At 62.0% G+C, this 17,065-nt stretch carries 11 protein-coding genes; 6 read left to right on the forward strand and 5 right to left on the reverse strand.

The features are described 5' to 3' along the window. Positions 1-4: 4 nt before the first annotated feature. A complete protein-coding gene (locus M1D99_RS20330) occupies positions 5-1,255 on the reverse strand; it encodes a lipoprotein-releasing ABC transporter permease subunit (RefSeq protein WP_207961301.1) in 1,251 nt (416 codons plus the stop codon). A 94-nt stretch (positions 1,256-1,349) separates the two neighbouring features. Between M1D99_RS20330 and M1D99_RS20335 the strand changes: the two genes are divergently transcribed. Further along, positions 1,350-1,946 (forward strand): PilZ domain-containing protein, encoded by a 597-nt coding sequence (locus tag M1D99_RS20335; RefSeq protein ID WP_186705220.1) that lies wholly within the window; start codon positions 1,350-1,352, stop codon positions 1,944-1,946. Continuing rightward, positions 1,943-2,665: a glycerophosphodiester phosphodiesterase gene (locus tag M1D99_RS20340; protein ID WP_053120741.1), complete on the forward strand. Its 723-nt coding sequence runs from the start codon at positions 1,943-1,945 to the stop codon at positions 2,663-2,665. The genes M1D99_RS20335 and M1D99_RS20340 overlap by 4 nt, the downstream gene beginning before the upstream one ends. Positions 2,666-2,707: 42 nt before the next feature. Here the strand turns inward: M1D99_RS20340 and sthA are convergent, their stop codons facing one another. Continuing rightward, positions 2,708-4,102, reverse strand: coding sequence for a Si-specific NAD(P)(+) transhydrogenase (sthA, locus tag M1D99_RS20345; RefSeq protein WP_003183399.1), 1,395 nt, complete (start codon positions 4,100-4,102; stop codon positions 2,708-2,710). A gap of 356 nt (positions 4,103-4,458) precedes the next feature. Beyond that, positions 4,459-5,508: an FAD:protein FMN transferase gene (locus tag M1D99_RS20350; RefSeq protein ID WP_434571352.1), complete on the reverse strand. Its 1,050-nt coding sequence runs from the start codon at positions 5,506-5,508 to the stop codon at positions 4,459-4,461. A 248-nt stretch (positions 5,509-5,756) separates the two neighbouring features. Here M1D99_RS20350 and M1D99_RS20355 point away from each other — a divergent pair, with 248 nt between their 5' ends. Continuing rightward, positions 5,757-7,055, forward strand: a complete 1,299-nt coding sequence (locus M1D99_RS20355; protein WP_434571354.1) for an MFS transporter — start codon at positions 5,757-5,759, stop codon at positions 7,053-7,055. Positions 7,056-7,238: 183 nt separating this feature from the next. On the opposite strand, the gene M1D99_RS20360 is transcribed toward M1D99_RS20355, so the two are convergent. Beyond that, the gene (locus tag M1D99_RS20360; protein ID WP_186705223.1) at positions 7,239-8,702 is read right to left on the reverse strand and encodes a glyceraldehyde-3-phosphate dehydrogenase; all 1,464 of its coding nucleotides are present in this window, start codon (positions 8,700-8,702) and stop codon (positions 7,239-7,241) included. A 168-nt stretch (positions 8,703-8,870) separates the two neighbouring features. Here M1D99_RS20360 and mfd point away from each other — a divergent pair, with 168 nt between their 5' ends. Genes mfd through M1D99_RS20375 form a run of 3 tightly spaced genes read left to right on the forward strand, consistent with a single transcriptional unit; the run spans position 8,871 to position 15,602 of the window. Next, positions 8,871-12,320 (forward strand): transcription-repair coupling factor, encoded by a 3,450-nt coding sequence (mfd, locus tag M1D99_RS20365; protein WP_458130688.1) that lies wholly within the window; start codon positions 8,871-8,873, stop codon positions 12,318-12,320. Between the two features lie 10 nt (positions 12,321-12,330). Further along, positions 12,331-12,897 carry a CsiV family protein gene (locus tag M1D99_RS20370; RefSeq protein ID WP_186705225.1) on the forward strand — a complete coding sequence of 189 codons (567 nt, stop codon included), beginning with the start codon at positions 12,331-12,333 and terminating at the stop codon, positions 12,895-12,897. Between the two features lie 11 nt (positions 12,898-12,908). Beyond that, a complete protein-coding gene (locus M1D99_RS20375; protein WP_434571361.1) occupies positions 12,909-15,602 on the forward strand; it encodes a DEAD/DEAH box helicase in 2,694 nt (897 codons plus the stop codon). A 319-nt stretch (positions 15,603-15,921) separates the two neighbouring features. Here the strand turns inward: M1D99_RS20375 and nagZ are convergent, their stop codons facing one another. Next, positions 15,922-16,920, reverse strand: coding sequence for a beta-N-acetylhexosaminidase (gene nagZ, locus M1D99_RS20380; protein WP_434576569.1), 999 nt, complete (start codon positions 16,918-16,920; stop codon positions 15,922-15,924). Positions 16,921-17,065: the final 145 nt, after the last annotated feature.

Genomic DNA, 17,065 nt, shown 5'->3' on the forward strand with positions numbered 1-17,065 from the left:
CGACTCACTCATAACGTAACGCCTCCGCAGGCTGGGTGCGCGCGGCACGCCAGGCAGGATACAGGGTGGCGAGGAAACTCAAGACCAACGCGGCGCCGCAGACCATCAACACGTCATCGGACTGCAACTGCGATGGCAGGTAGTCGATGAAGTACACGTCGGCGTTGAGGAACTTGTGCCCGATCAGCCCTTCGAGGCCGGCGATCGCAGCGCTGACATTCAGCGCGGCGAACATGCCGACCAACGCGCCGACGAACGTGCCGATGACGCCGATGACGGTGCCCTGGACCATGAAGATCCGCATGATCTGCCCCGGCGTGGCACCGAGGGTACGCAGGATGGCGATGTCGCCCTTCTTGTCGTTCACCACCATCACCAGCGTGGAGATGATGTTGAACGCCGCCACGGCGACGATCAGCAACAGCAGCAGGCCGATCATGGCTTTCTCCATGCGGATCGCCTGGTACAGGTTGCCATGGGTGCGGGTCCAGTCCCGGGCGTAGTAGCGGTCTTCGCCAAGCTGCTGGGCGATGGTCCAGGCCACTCGAGGGGCCTGGAACAGGTCATCGAACTTCAAGCGCAGGCCCTGCACCTGATCCGGCTTCCAGCGATGCAGGCGGGCGAGATCCTGGAGATTGGTCACGCCGAGGTAGCCGTCCAACTCGCCAGCACCCACATGGAAAATGCCGACCACGGTAAAGCGCTTCATGCGCGGGAACATGCCGCCCGGCGTCACGGTGACTTCCGGCGCCACGAACGTCAGCTTGTCGCCGATGGCCACGCCGAGCTTCGCCGCGGCCTTGTCGCCGATGACGATGCCGAAGCTGCCCGGCGCCAGGTCGTCGAGTTTGCCCTGCTTCATGAAGTTGTCGATGATCGACACCTGCCGTTCCAGCCCGGGATCGATGCCGTTGAGCAAGACCTTGGACACCTTGCCGTCGTTGGTCAGCAGCCCCTGCATCTGGGTGAAGGGCGCCACGGCCAGCACCTGCGGGTTCTGCTTGACCTTGGCGGCCAGGCTTGGCCAATCGCTGATGGCTTCGCCGGTTTCGAGGGTCGCGTGGGGCACCATGCCCAGCACGCGGGTGCGCATCTCATGGTCGAAGCCGTTCATCACCGACAGTACGACAATCATCACGACCACGCCGAGGGCGAGACCGATGATGGAGGTCAGGGAAATGAACGATACGAAATGATTGCGACGCTTTGCACGGGTATAACGCGTGCCGATAAATACGAAGAGAGGTCTGAACATGTCGGGGCTTGTTCGGAGGGAAAAGGAACGTCCTTGTGGCGGGGGTCACAAACCAGCTTTACACTCAGACCACCGCCGCTACCATGGGTTCGCCATGTCGACATTAGATGAAGAAGATCGCCGCGAATACTACCGTATCGAGGACACGATCGCACTGGAAATTCGGCCCCTGTCCATTCCTGAAGCTGCTGGCCAGGAAGTGTTGCAGGATGCTTCTCCATTGTTCAATCTGCTCAGCGAACTGCACCTGAGCGAATTCGAGTCGCAACACCTGCTGCGCCAGATCAGCGAGCGCGAACGCAGCATCGCGGCGTACCTCAAGGCGATGAACAAACGCATCGACCTGCTCAGCCAGGTCATTGCCCTGACGGTGCTCGGCGAAATTGGCGATCCGCAGCCGGTGATCATTTCCGAAGGCGGCATCGACTTCCAATACCCCACCCCCATCGCCGTCGGCGCGCACCTGTCGATCAAGCTGGTGCTGATGCCCCAGGCCCTCGGCTTGCTGCTGCGGGCGCGGGTCACGCACTGCGACCCCAAGGGCGACGGCTACGACGTGGGCACCGAGTTCGAACGCCCGACCGACGCCCAGCGCCAGTTGCTGGCCCGCTACATCCTGCAGAAACAGGCGCAAGAACGGCGCCTGGCCCGGGAACTGAACGAATCAGGCATCAATAAGGAAGAACCGTGACCCTCATTTATGGCCACCGCGGCGCCAAGGGCGAAGCGCCGGAAAACACCCTGACCGGTTTTCAGGAGTGCCTCAAGCACGGCGTACGCCGTTGCGAGCTGGACCTGCATCTTTCAATGGACGGCGAGTTGATGGTGATCCACGACCCGACCCTCAAGCGCACCACCGACCGGCGCGGCAAGGTGGTGGAGCATTCCGCCGCCGAGCTGGTGACCTACGATGCGCGCAAGGGTGGCCCGGGATGGATCAAGCCGTGCCCGATCCCGCGCTTGGAGGAGTTGTTCGAGCAGTGTGATTTCGAGCATTGGCAACTGGAGGTCAAGAGCGCTTCACGCACCCGCGCCGCCGCCACCGTGCTGGGCATCCGCGAAATGGCCCAGCGTTTCGGGCTGCTGGACAAGATCACCATCACTTCCAGTTCCCGGGAAGTGCTCAAGGCGGCCTTGGACCTGACCCCGGACATTTCCCGTGGACTGGTGGCCGAATACGCCTGGCTCGACCCGTTGAAGGTCGCCCAGAGCTACGGCTGCGAGATTCTGGCGCTGAACTGGACCCTGTGCACGCCGGAACGCCTGGCCAAGGCGCAGCGCCAGGGGCTGCATGTGTCGGTGTGGACCGTCAACGAGCCCGCGCTCATGCGCAGGCTCGCCGACTTTGGCGCTGACAGCCTGATTACAGACTTTCCCGGTTTGGCCACTGCCACCCTCGAGAATTGCTGAAATCGGTCTCCCCGGCCGGCTCAGGCCACCGGCCGGAGCCGCTCAAAAAAGCCGGTTGAGCCCGTCGTAGGCGGCTACCCGATAGGCTTCGGCCATGGTCGGGTAGTTGAACGTGGTGTTGACGAAGTACTTCAGCGTGTTCAGTTCGCCCGGCTGGTTCATGATCGCCTGGCCGATGTGCACGATCTCCGATGCCTGGTAGCCGAAGCAGTGCACGCCGAGCACTTCCAGGGTCTCGCGGTGGAACAGGATCTTCAGCATGCCTTGCGGCTCGCCGGCGATCTGCGCACGCGCCATGCTCTTGAAGAACGCCTTGCCCACCTCGTACGGCACCTTGGCCTGGGTCAGCTCCTGCTCGTTCTTGCCGATCGAGCTGATCTCCGGAATGGTGTAGATGCCGGTCGGCACGTCGTTGACGAAGCGCCAGCTGCCATTGTCGACAATACTGCCGGCGGCCGAACGACCCTGGTCGTGAGCGGCACTGGCCAGGCTCGGCCAGCCGATCACGTCACCGGCACCGTAGATGTTCGGCACGCAGGTGCGGTAGTTCTCGTCGACTTCGATCTGGCCACGGCTGTTGACCTTCACGCCGATGTTTTCCAGGCCCAGGGTGTCGGTGTTGCCGGTACGGCCGTTACACCAGAGCAAGGCGTCGGCCTTGATCTTCTTGCCAGACTTGAGATGCAGGATGACGCCATTGTCGACGCCTTCGACGCGGTCGTAGTCTTCGTTGTGGCGCACGGTGATGTTGTTGTTGCTGAAGTGATAGCTCAGGGCCTGGGAAATTTCCGAGTCCAGGAAGCTGAGCAACTGGCCGCGGTTGTCCACCAACTCCACCAGCACACCCAGGCCGCTGAAGATCGAGGCATATTCGCAACCGATCACGCCGGCACCGTAGACGATGAGCTTACGCGGGGTGTGACCCAGGCTCAGGATGGTGTCGCTATCGTAGATCCGCGCATGGTTGAAATCGATGTCGGCGGGGCGATACGGGCGCGAACCGGTGGCGATGATGATGTGCTTGGCCACCAGCTTCTCGACCACGCCGTTGCCACAGACCACCTCGACCGTCTGCTCATCGGCAAAGCTGCCGGTGCCGAAGAACACGTCTACGCGGTTGCGGGCGTAGTAGCCGGTACGCGAGGCCACTTGCTTGGAGATAACCTTCTCGGCGCTCTTGAGCACGTCCGGGAAGGAGAACCAGCGCGGCTCGCCGATGGCCCGGAACATCGGGTTGGTGTTGAACTGCATGATCTGCCGGACCGAGTGACGCAAGGCCTTGGACGGGATGGTACCCAAGTGGGTGCAGTTGCCGCCGACCTGCCGACGGCTGTCGACCATCGCCACCTTGCGCCCTGCCTTGGCCGCGTTCATTGCCGCGCCTTCCCCCGCCGGGCCGGAGCCCAGTACCACCACGTCGTAGTTGTAGACAGCCATGCGTACTCCTCAGAACAGGCCGCGATGCCACGCTTGGCATCCACGGCTAAATCATGCCGGCCGGCGGCATGAAGGAACAATTTTAGGCCGGTTCACGCGCCCGGCCACAGTCTATAGAAGCGTCAACGCCGCGCACATTACCCCTTGGTCGCGCCGTAGGCTAGTTTTGCCTGCGCTATTTCGCCACAGGTAACCTTTCAGGGCGCTGTCATTGCATGACGCTCATCTCAAGCTCGCTTGAATCATTGTGGCGAGGGAGCTTGCTCCCGCTGGGGTGCGTAGCGCCCCCCCTTTTGTGAGCGCTTCGCACTCAAGCGGGAGCAAGCTCCCTCGCCACGGTAATCCCGCTTCAGTGGTCATTGGGTTTTTCCACGGGTCATCCGTTCAAAGATGTCGTTGGTGCGGCTGACGAAACGCTCCCCATCCCGCACTACGAAAAATACCCCAATGTCATGCTTCTGGGCATAGTCCCAACCCCGTTCAGGACCGAGAATCAGCAACAGCGTCGATAGTCCATCGGCCATCATCGCCGAAGGATGAATCACCGTGACGGACGCCAGGTTGTGTAGGACCGGCGCACCAGTACGCCCATCAAAGGTGTGGGAATAACGCTGGCCGCCCTGCTCGAAATATTTACGGTAGTCACCCGAGGTGGAAACCCCGTAGCCGTTGACCTCGATGATACGCTCAGCCACTTGCCGGTCATCCCGAGGCTCTTCCAGGGCAATGCGCCAGGCCGAACCATCAGGCTTACGCCCGACAGCCTTGAGTTCACCGGTGGCTTCGGCCAGGTAACTGTCGATGCCCAAGGCCTGGAGCCTGGCGGCGATGCGGTCGACGGCATGACCGGCGGCGATACTGTTGAAGTCGACTTCCACCGCCGCATCCTTGCACAACCGGTCGCCCTCAATGCGCAGATGCTCGTGGCCAACGCGCTGGCGCACCTCGGCCAGCGCCTCGGCGCTCGGCACTTGCTCTGTGCGGGACTGGGGACCGAAGCCCCACAGGTTCAACAGTGGCTCCACCGTCAGGTCGAAGGAGCCATCGCTTTGGACCGACAATTGCTCGCCCACGCGGATCAACGCCAGGACCGGGCCAGGCATGACCTGGCAACTGTTGGCCGGCAGCGCATTGAAACGCTCGACGTCCGAGTCGCTGCGATAGGTCGAGAATTGCCGATCCACTTCGGCCAGGATGTTTTCCACCTCGGCCTGCACCGTTTTCGGAGCGGGCCCGGCGGGAGGCCTGACGTACTGGATGGAATAGTGACTGCCCATGGTCGGGCCGTCGAAGCGCTCCAAGGTGTCGCCACCGCCGCAACCGGACAACACGCCGGCCAGCACCACAAGGCCTATCCATCGTCCAGTTAACAAATCTTCATCTCCTCTCAAAACCGCGCCGGCCATTATGAACGCCAGCGCGTGCAAAAAACCCTGTGGGAGCCAATGGAGCCCTGTGGGAACCTGTTGAAGCCTGTGGGAGCAAAGCTTGCTCGCGATGAACGATGACGCGGTCTTGCAGTTGAACCGTATCGTCTGCATCGCGAGCAAGCTTTGCTCCCACAGGGCTCCATTGGCTCCCACAGGTCTTCACAAGACTTCCCACAGGGGGTGCAGCGCTTTCATACAAGATTTACCAGAGTGAGTACCAACCCATGCCTTCCAATACAAGCAACGGCAAGGCGATTTTTCGCGTTGTCAGCGGCAACTTCCTGGAGATGTTCGACTTCATGGTCTATGGCTTCTACGCCACGGCCATCGCCAAGACGTTCTTCCCCGCCGACAGTGCGTTTGCCTCGCTGATGCTGTCCCTGGCCACGTTCGGTGCCGGGTTCCTGATGCGCCCCCTGGGGGCGATTTTTCTCGGTGCCTACATCGACCGCCACGGCCGTCGCAAAGGCTTGATCATCACCCTGGTGCTGATGGCCATGGGCACCATACTGATCGCCTGCGTGCCGGGCTATGCCGTCCTCGGCGTGGCGGCGCCCTTGCTGGTGCTGCTCGGCCGCTTGCTGCAAGGTTTCTCCGCTGGTGTGGAATTGGGTGGCGTGTCGGTTTACCTGGCGGAGATCTCCACGCCGGGGCGCAAGGGCTTCTTTGTCAGTTGGCAATCGGCCAGCCAACAGGCCGCCGTGGTGTTTGCCGGTCTGCTGGGGGTTGGCCTCAATCACTGGCTGAGCCCCCAGGAAATGGGGGATTGGGGCTGGCGCGTACCGTTCCTGGTGGGTTGCATGATTGTCCCGGCGATCTTCATGATCCGTCGTTCGCTGGAAGAAACACCTGAGTTTCAAGCGAGAAAACACCGTCCCAGCCTGTCGGAAATTGTCCGCTCAATCGGTCAGAACTTCGGCATCGTCCTGGCCGGCATGGCGCTGGTGGTGATGACCACCGTATCGTTCTACCTGATCACGGCTTACACACCGACTTTCGGCAAGGCCGAGTTGAACCTGTCGGACCTGGACGCGCTGCTGGTCACGGTGTGCATCGGCTTGTCGAATTTTTTCTGGCTGCCAGTGATGGGGGCGTTTTCCGACAAGATCGGACGCAAACCCCTGCTGCTCGGTGCGACTGTCCTGGCGATCCTGACCGCTTATCCGGCCCTGTCCTGGCTGGTGGCGAACCCCAGTTTCAGCCATTTGTTGATCGTCGAGCTGTGGCTGTCGTTCCTGTATGGATCCTACAACGGTGCAATGGTCGTCGCCTTGACGGAAATCATGCCGGTCGAGGTGCGCACCACCGGGTTCTCCCTGGCCTACAGCCTGGCGACGGCAACGTTCGGTGGGTTTACCCCGGCAGCCTGTACCTACCTGATCCATGTGCTCGACAACAAGGCCGCGCCGGGGATATGGCTCACTGGGGCGGCAGTGCTGGGGCTGATTGCCACCCTGGTGCTGTTCAAGGGTAATCGGCATGAATTGCGGACGGCGCAGGCTTCCGTCATAAGCGGTGCCTGATAGATTGCCTTCGTCGGATCGCCGCCCGGAGCAGGCTCGCTCCCACATTGGACCGAGTAGTTGCGGATGCATGCGGTAAAGCGTGGGAGCGAGCCTGCTCGCGAAGAGGCCAGCCCAGGCACCACAAACTCCAGACAAAAAAACGCCCCGACAAGTCGGGGCGTTTTCACAAGCGGCTAACGCTTAGCGCGGGAACGCTGGCGGGTTTACCCCGGCCATGTCTTCCATCACGCGAACCACCTGGCAGCTGTAACCGAATTCGTTGTCGTACCAGACGTACAACACCACGCGGTTATCTTGGCTGATGGTGGCTTCAGCGTCCACCACACCGGCGTGGCGCGAGCCCACGAAGTCGGTGGACACCACTTCCTGGGAATTGACGAAGTCGATCTGCTTATGCAGGTCGGAGTGCAGCGCCATGTAGCGCAGGTACTCGTTCATCTCTTCACGGGTAGCGGCTTTCTCAAGGTTCAGGTTGAGAATGGCCATCGACACGTTCGGCGTCGGTACGCGGATCGCGTTGCCGGTCAGCTTGCCGGCCAGTTCAGGCAGGGCCTTGGCGGCGGCGGTGGCGGCACCGGTCTCGGTGATGACCATGTTCAGCGCGGCGCTGCGGCCACGGCGATCGCCCTTGTGGAAGTTGTCGATCAGGTTCTGGTCGTTGGTGTACGAGTGAACCGTTTCGACGTGACCGTTGACGATACCGAACTTGTCGTTCACGGCCTTGAGCACCGGCACGATGGCGTTGGTGGTGCAAGAGGCGGCGGAGACGATCTTGTCGTCGGCGGTGATTTCGCCGTGGTTGATGCCGTGAACGATGTTCTTCAGCTTGCCCTTGCCAGGCGCGGTCAGGACAACGCGGTCGACACCCGGGCAGGCCAGGTGCTGGCCCAGGCCGTCGGCGTCACGCCATACACCGGTGTTGTCCACCAGCAGTGCGTCCTTGATGCCGTACTGGGTGTAATCCACCTCGGTCGGGTTCTTCGCGTAGATCACCTGGATCAGGTTACCGTTGGCGGTGATGGTGTTGTTTTCTTCGTCGATGGTGATGGTGCCGTTGAACGAACCATGGACCGAATCGCGACGCAGCAGGCTGGCGCGCTTGGTCAGGTCGTTCTCGGCGCCCTTGCGCACCACGATGGCCCGCAGGCGCAGGCCGTCGCCACCACCGGTTTTTTCGATCAGGATGCGCGCCAGCAGACGGCCGATACGACCGAAGCCGTACAGGACCACGTCAGTGCCTTTGCGAGCCGAAACGTTCTGCTGGCCAACCACATCAGCCATCTCTTCACGTACGAATTGCTCGGCGCTACGGCCATTGCCTTCGTTGCGGAATTTGAATGCCAACTTGCCCAGGTCCACCGAAGCCGCGCCGAGCTTGAGCTCGCTCATGGCCTTGAGCAGAGGGAATGTTTCGTGGACGGAGAGTTCGCTGTCGTCGGAAGAACGGTGGCGCGCAAAGCGGTGGGCTTTGAGGATCGCGATGACAGACTGGTTGATCAGGCTGCGGCCATAGATCGAGCTCACCACGTTGTTATTGCGGTAGAGCTGACCGATGAGAGGGATCATCGCTTCGGCGAGCGCTTCACGATCAATCCATTCACCAAGACACTGGTCGGGCTTCTGAGTCACGGTAACCTTCCACATGTAGGGGCTGAAAAAAGGGGCTACATTATGCCGCCGAGTCCTCTGCGGAGCAATGCGCGCCCGTCGCGCCGTGGTTTTCCTGCCTGCCTGGGTAGTCTGCGACTGACAGCAGCCCCCTTCCCCCGCTACAATTGTCGACTTTGTCGCAATGCTGGAGCTCAATCTTCCGTGCCCGTTCTGCGTCTTCCGCTTCTCCCTGCCGCGGCAGGTAAACAGCACTGGGGCAACCTGCCCGGTGCCGCCCTGAGCCTGGCCATCGCCGAGGCTGCCAGCGCTGCAAAGCGTTTCACCCTGCTACTGACCGCCGACAGCCAAAGCGCCGAACGGCTGGAACAGGAGCTGAGTTTCTTCGCGCCGGATTTGCCGGTCTTGCATTTTCCGGACTGGGAAACTCTGCCCTACGATCTGTTTTCGCCGCACCAGGACATCATTTCCCAGCGAATCGCCAGCCTTTATCGGCTGCCGGAGCTCAGTCATGGCGTTTTGGTAGTGCCGATCACCACAGCCCTACATCGCCTGGCCCCGACCCAATTTTTGCTCGGCAGCAGCCTGGTGCTAGACATCGGCCAGAAGCTCGACGTCGAGCAAATGCGCACCCGCCTCGAGGCCAGTGGCTATCGGTGCGTCGACACGGTGTATGAGCACGGCGAGTTCGCGGTGCGTGGCGCCTTGATCGACCTGTTCCCGATGGGCAGCAAACTGCCGTATCGCATCGACCTGTTCGATGACGAAATCGAGACGCTGCGCACCTTCGACCCGGAAAACCAGCGCTCCATCGACAAAGTGCAGTCGATCCGCCTGTTGCCCGCCAAGGAATTCCCGTTGCAGAAAGACGCCGTGACCCGCTTCAAGGCGCGCTTTCGCGAACGCTTCGATGTGGATTTCCGGCGTTGCCCGATCTTCCAGGACCTGAGCAGCGGGATCACGCCCGCCGGTATCGAGTACTACCTGCCGCTGTTTTTCGAAGAAACCTCCACCCTGTTCGATTACTTGCCCCAGGACACCCAGGTGTTTTCCCTGCCGGGCATCGAGCAAGCGGCGGAAAATTTCTGGAACGATGTGCGCAACCGCTACGAAGAGCGTCGCGTCGATCCGTCCCGGCCTCTATTGCCGCCAGCCGAGCTGTTCCTGCCGGTGGAAGATTGCTTTGCCCGTCTCAAGAGTTGGCCGCGCGTGGTGGCGAGCCAGCAGGACGTGGAAACCGGCGTCGGTCGTGAACGCTTCCCGGCCAAGGCATTGCCGGACCTGGCCATCGAAGCCAAGGCCACGCAGCCGCTGGCGGCGCTGGCGGGTTTCCTCGATGCATTCCCCGGCCGCGTACTGTTCGCCGCCGAATCCGCGGGACGTCGCGAAGTGCTGCTGGAACTGCTCGAACGTTTGAAGCTGCGACCGAAGACTGTCGACAGCTGGTCGGACTTCGTTGCCGGCAAGGATCGCCTGGCGATCACCATCGCGCCGCTGAACGACGGCCTGGTCCTGGATGAGCCAGCCTTGGCGCTGGTGGCCGAAAGCCCTTTGTTCGGCCAGCGGGTCATGCAGCGTCGCCGTCGCGAGAAACGCGCCGACGCCGCCAACGACGCGGTCATCAAGAACCTCACCGAGCTGCGCGAAGGCGCGCCCGTGGTACACATCGATCACGGCGTGGGTCGCTACCTGGGCCTGGCGACACTGGAAATCGACAACCAGGCCGCCGAGTTCCTGACCCTGGAATACGCCGAGGGCGCCAAGCTCTACGTGCCGGTGGCGAACCTGCACCTGATCGCTCGCTACACCGGCAGCGACGACGCCCTGGCCCCGCTGCATCGCCTGGGCTCGGAAACCTGGCAGAAAGCCAAGCGCAAGGCCGCCGAACAGGTGCGCGACGTGGCTGCCGAACTGCTGGACATCTACGCCCGTCGCGCGGCTCGCGAGGGCTACGCCTTCGCCGATCCGAAAGCCGACTACGAAACCTTCAGTGCCGGCTTCCCCTTCGAAGAAACCGTCGACCAACAGACCACCATCGAAGCCGTGCGCGCCGACATGCTCGCCCCCAAGCCCATGGACCGACTGGTGTGTGGCGACGTGGGCTTCGGCAAGACCGAAGTGGCGATGCGCGCCGCGTTCATTGCCGTGCATGGCGGCAAGCAGGTGGCGATCCTGGTCCCGACCACCCTGCTTGCCCAGCAGCACTACAACAGTTTCCGTGACCGCTTCGCCGACTGGCCAGTGACCGTGGAAGTGATGAGTCGCTTCAAATCCACCAAGGAAGTGAACGCCGCCGTGGCCGACCTGGCCGAGGGCAAGATCGACATCGTCATCGGCACGCACAAGCTGCTGCAGGACGACGTGAAGATCAAGAACCTGGGGCTGGTGATCATCGACGAAGAGCACCGTTTTGGCGTGCGCCAGAAGGAACAGCTCAAGGCCCTGCGCAGCGAGGTCGACATCCTGACCCTGACCGCCACGCCGATCCCGCGTACGTTGAACATGGCGGTGTCGGGCATGCGCGACCTGTCGATCATCGCCACGCCGCCGGCCCGGCGCCTGTCGGTGCGCACCTTTGTCATGGAGCAGAACAAAAGCACGGTCAAGGAAGCCCTGCTGCGTGAGCTGCTGCGCGGCGGCCAGGTCTATTACCTGCACAATGACGTGAAGACCATCGAGAAATGTGCCGCCGACCTGGCCGAGCTGGTGCCGGAAGCGCGCATCGGCATCGGCCACGGGCAGATGCGCGAGCGTGAACTCGAACAGGTGATGAGCGACTTCTACCACAAGCGCTTCAACGTGCTGATCGCCTCGACCATCATCGAGACCGGCATCGACGTGCCGAGCGCCAATACCATCATCATCGAGCGCGCCGACAAATTCGGCCTGGCCCAACTGCACCAGTTGCGCGGCCGGGTCGGTCGTAGCCACCACCAGGCCTATGCCTACCTGTTGACGCCACCGCGCCAGCAAATTACCCCGGATGCGGAAAAACGCCTCGAAGCCATCGCCAACACCCAGGACCTCGGCGCCGGTTTCGTGCTGGCCACCAACGACCTGGAAATCCGCGGCGCCGGCGAATTGCTCGGCGACGGCCAGAGCGGCCAGATCCAGGCCGTCGGCTTCACGCTGTACATGGAGATGCTCGAACGCGCCGTCAAGTCGATCCGCAAGGGCGAGCAGCCGAACCTCGACCAACCCCTGGGCGGCGGGCCGGAAATCAACCTTCGAGTACCGGCACTGATCCCGGAAGACTACCTGCCGGACGTCCACGCACGGCTGATCCTCTACAAACGCATCGCCTCGGCCAGCGACGAGGAAGGCCTCAAGGACCTGCAAGTGGAGATGATCGACCGCTTCGGCCTGCTGCCGGAACCGACCAAGAACCTGGTGCGCACCACGCTGCTCAAGCTCAAGGCCGAGCAACTGGGCATCAAGAAAGTCGATGGCGGCCCCAATGGCGGCCGGATCGAGTTCGAGGCCCAGACGCCGGTCGACCCACTGGTGCTGATCAAGTTGATCCAGGGCCAGCCCAAACGCTACAAGTTCGAAGGCGCCACGATGTTCAAATTCATGGTGCCCATGGAACGCGCGGAAGAGCGTTTCAATACCGTAGAGGCGCTGTTCGAGCGCCTCACTCCGACCACTGCTTGAAGGACGCCCCATGCGCCTGTTTCGCTCATTGACCTTGTTGTTGACCCTGGTCGCTCCCCTGGCGTTCGCCGACGACCTGTATCAGGTTGAAATGATCCTGGTACGCCAGAACGCCGAGCCGGCGATTGTCAGCCGCGCCGCACCGGAAGACTGGGACGCCGGCGCGCAACGCCTGGGCGCGGACAGCCAGCGCACGCCGGCCTTGGGCAACGTCGTCGAGAAACTCACCGCCAGCGGCCAATACACCGTATTGATGCACAAGGCCTGGCAGCAGACCCTCGGCGAACAGGGCCGAAAAGTCGCCATCAGCGACGGTACTGAACAGTTCGGCCAGTTTCCCATCGAGGGCACCCTGGAACTGAAACTGGGGCGTTTCACCGACGTGGATGCCGATTTCTGGGTCAACCAGATCGACGCCAATGGCCTGGTCACCGCCAGCGAGCGCCTCAAACAGCAGAGCCATACCAAGAATGGCCAACTGAACTTCCTCGATAACGGTCACCTCGGCCTGTTGATCAAGATCACTTCGCTGACTGCGCCCGCACCTCGGCAGGCACCTGAAGTCATTCCGGACTGATTGGCGCGCCTATGCCCTCGCCCCTGAGCAAACCCCTGGCACCTTCCTGGGTCAATCGATTCAAGGAACAGAGCCTGGAGCGCGGGCGCCGTTATGCGCTGGAAAACCGCGTCAGGATCGTCGAGGCCGGCGACAGCACCATCATCGCCAGCTGCGAAGGCTCTGGCGGCAGCGTCTACCGTCAGACCATTCGCCTTAAAGAGTCAGCCAAGGGCACGCTGATTCTGCTCGAAGCCGCGTGCTCCTGCCCGGTGCGCATCAACTGCAAGCACTGCGCGGCCGTGTTGCTGCAAGTCCAGGAAACCCTGGCCTACCCGGCCGCCGAAAAGGACGCCCTCCTGCTGGAGAAACTCCAAGCGGTGCTGGACAACCGCAGCCCCAAGGCCCCGCCACAAGTGCTGGTGGACAACGTGCAGCCGGTGCCGCGCCTGTGGCTGGCCAGTATCGAGTTCAGCGCCTTCGAGCCACGCAACGGCAAGATGCAGCGCTACATCCAGCACCGCGCCGCGCTGTCCTTCAGTTATCTGGATGAATACGTCAGCGGCCAGCGCAACACCGACGTGCTGATTCGCCAGGAAACCCAGACGTTGCGGATAAAACGCCACACCGATGTGGAACAGTCCTACCGCGAACAACTACGTATCCTCGGCTTCAAGGTCGCGACCCGACAAAGCAAGGCCCTGCCGGAAAGCGCCGGCGAACTGTACGAAATGGTCAACGACAGCGCCTGGCTGACCTTCACCCTCAACGACCTGCCGAAACTACGCACCCAGGGCTGGGAGTTGCAGATCGACGAGGACTTCGGCTTTGACCTGACGGCGGTGGACGAGTGGTATGCCACGGTCGAGGAAACGCCGGAGCGGGACTGGTTCGACCTGGAACTGGGGATCATCGTCAATGGCGAACGCCTGAGCCTGCTGCCGATCCTGTTGAACCTGATGCGCTCGCACATCGAATTGTTCAATCCGGAACGCCTGGCCCGGCGCCGGGACGATGAACTGATCCTGGTCAACCTGCCCAACCGCCCGAACTCGGAATTCGGCCCGCAGCAAGTGGCCCTGCCCTATGGCCGGCTGAAACCGGTGCTGGCGACCCTGGGCGAGTTTTACCTGCAAGAGCCCGGCACCACCAAACTGCGCCTCAACAGCGCGGACGCCTTGCGCCTGAACCCGCTGCAGGACATGCCATTGACTTGGGAAGGCGGCGAACACATTCGCGGCCTGGCCCAACGCCTGCGGGACATCAAGGATTACACCGCCACCGCGCCAGAAGGCCTGAACGCGACGCTGCGGCCTTATCAACTCGAAGGCCTGAGCTGGATGCAGTCGCTGCGACAGCTGGAAGTCGGCGGCATCCTCGCGGACGACATGGGCCTGGGCAAAACCCTACAGACCCTGGCGCACATTCTCAGCGAAAAACACGCCGGTCGCCTCGACCGGCCGTGCATGGTGGTGATGCCGACCAGCCTGATTCCCAACTGGCTCGACGAAGCGTCCCACTTCACGCCGCAGCTCAAGGTCCTGGCGCTTTACGGTGCGGGACGCAAAAAACATTTCGAACGGCTGGTGGATTACGACCTGATCCTCACCACTTATGCCCTGCTTCCCAAGGACGTCGAGCGCCTGAAAGCGCAGCCACTTCACGTGCTGATCCTCGATGAAGCCCAGTACATCAAGAATCCCACCAGCAAAGCCGCCCAGGCCGCCCGCGAGCTCAACGCCCGCCAGCGGCTGTGCCTGTCCGGTACGCCCCTGGAAAATCACCTGGGCGAATTGTGGTCGCTGTTTCACTTCCTGTTGCCGGGCTGGCTCGGGGACGTCAAGAGTTTCAACCGCGATTACCGTGTACCGATCGAAAAGCGCGGCAGCGACGTACGATTGCAGCACCTCAACGGTCGGATAAAACCTTTCCTGCTGCGCCGGACCAAGGAACAAGTGGCGACGGAGTTGCCACCCAAGACCGAGATCATCCATTGGGTCGAACTCAGCGACGCCCAGCGGGACGTCTACGAAACCATGCGCCTGGCGATGGACAAGAAGGTCCGCGACGAGATCACCCGCAAAGGCGTGGCCCGCAGCCAGATCATCATCCTCGAAGCGCTGCTCAAGCTGCGCCAGGTGTGTTGCGACTTGCGCCTGATCAACGACGCCACCGTGCCCGCCCGAGGCAGCACCTCAGGCAAGCTCGACAGCCTGATGGAAATGCTCGAAGAGCTGTTTGAAGAAGGGCGACGGGTGCTGCTGTTTTCGCAGTTCACGTCCATGTTGGCGCTGATTGAAGATGAGTTGAAGAAACGCGGCGTCGACTACGCCATCCTGACCGGCCAGACCCGGGATCGACGCACGCCCGTCAAGGAATTCCAGAGTGGCAAGCGTCAGATCTTTTTGATCAGCCTGAAGGCCGGTGGTGTAGGCCTGAACCTGACCGAGGCCGACACCGTGATTCACTACGACCCGTGGTGGAACCCGGCCACCGAAAACCAGGCCACCGACCGTGCCTACCGCATCGGCCAGGAAAAACCGGTGTTCGTCTACAAGCTGATAGCCCGAGGCACGGTGGAAGAGAAAATCCAGCTGCTGCAAAAGGAAAAATCCGACCTCGCCGCTGGCGTGCTGGATGGACGCGTGGCCGGTGATTGGAAATTGCAGAGCGACGATATCGAGGCGTTGTTCGCGCCGCTGCCGGACAAGCTCGAGAAGCGCTGACACTCCCTCAACTCAGCCTGGGTGTCCCTGAGCCTGGTGTTCACCGCAGAGCCACTGTGGGAGCAGAGCTTGCTCGCGATAGCGGTGGTTCAGTTGATGCAGATGTTGACTGTGCAGCCATCATCGCGAGCAAGCTCGGCTCTCACAGGAAGTTGTGGCGTTCACATAATCTGAGTCCACCACACTTCCAATGTGGGAGCGAGCCTGCTCGCGATAGCGGTGGTTCAGCCGGCCTAGATGCTGACTGTGTTGCCGTCATCGCGAGCAGGCTCGCTCCCACAGGGGAGTGTTGCAACGTTCACCCAACCAGAATCCCCTACTAATCAATAAGCTGCGCAGCTCTCAGTGCGCCGAGCGCCGTCAGCCAGCGTGGGTCCTGGCGGTATTCCGTGGAGGCACAGGCCTGGCCGCGCATGCGGGCGATCCGCGCCGAAGGCTTGACCTTCAGGCGTTGGGCAGCGCTCAGGGCCAGCTCCGCGGCGGCGCGATCGTTACACACCAGGCCCATGTCGCAACCCGCCGTCAAGGCCGCCTCGATACGACTGGCGGCATCACCGACCACATGAGCCCCGGCCATCGACAAATCATCGCTGAAGATCACACCGTCAAATTGCAACTCGCCGCGCAGGATGTCCTGCAACCAGCGGCGGGAAAAACCAGCTGGATTGGCATCAACCTGCGGGTAGATGACGTGGGCCGGCATGATCGCGGCCAGTTGCTTGCTCAGCTTGGCGAACGGTACCAGGTCGCTGGCGCGAATCTGCTCGAGGCTGCGCTCATCGTTCGGGATCGCCACATGGGAATCAGCCTCGGCCCAACCATGACCCGGGAAATGCTTGCCAGTGGCCGCCATCCCGGCGGCGCTCATGCCACGGATGAAGGCACCGGCCAGCAACGCCGCGCGTTCAGGGTCACCTTCGAAGGCACGACTGCCGACGACGGCGCTGCGCTGGTAATCGAGGTCCAGCACCGGGGCAAAACTCAGGTCGAGACCGACCGCCAGCACTTCGGTGGCCATGATCCAGCCGCACTGCTCGGCCAGGTACTCGGCGTTCGGGTTCTCGGCGATCGCCCGCATCGCCGGCAACCGCACAAATCCTTGGCGCAACCGTTGAACACGGCCGCCTTCCTGGTCCACCGCCAATAGAAGGTCGGGACGGATGGCGCGGATCGACGCACTCAATTCGCGCACCTGACGTGGATGCTCGATATTGCGGGCAAAAATGATCAGGCCGCCTACCTCGGGCTGGCGCAACAGGTGGCGATCTTCGGCCGTCAGCCAGGTACCGGCGACGTCCACCATCAACGAGCCTTGCAGGCCAGCAGTCATAGCATTTCCTTAATAACGATGAACCCGCGCGGTGACACAGACACGACCACACCGCCAGGCCCAAGGCCCGGCAGGTCGCGGTCATGAAATATAGAATGGAACGGGTTCGAAACAAGAGTCGGCATGGGCGGTT

Source organism: Pseudomonas sp. R3-41 (genome assembly GCF_054161485.1).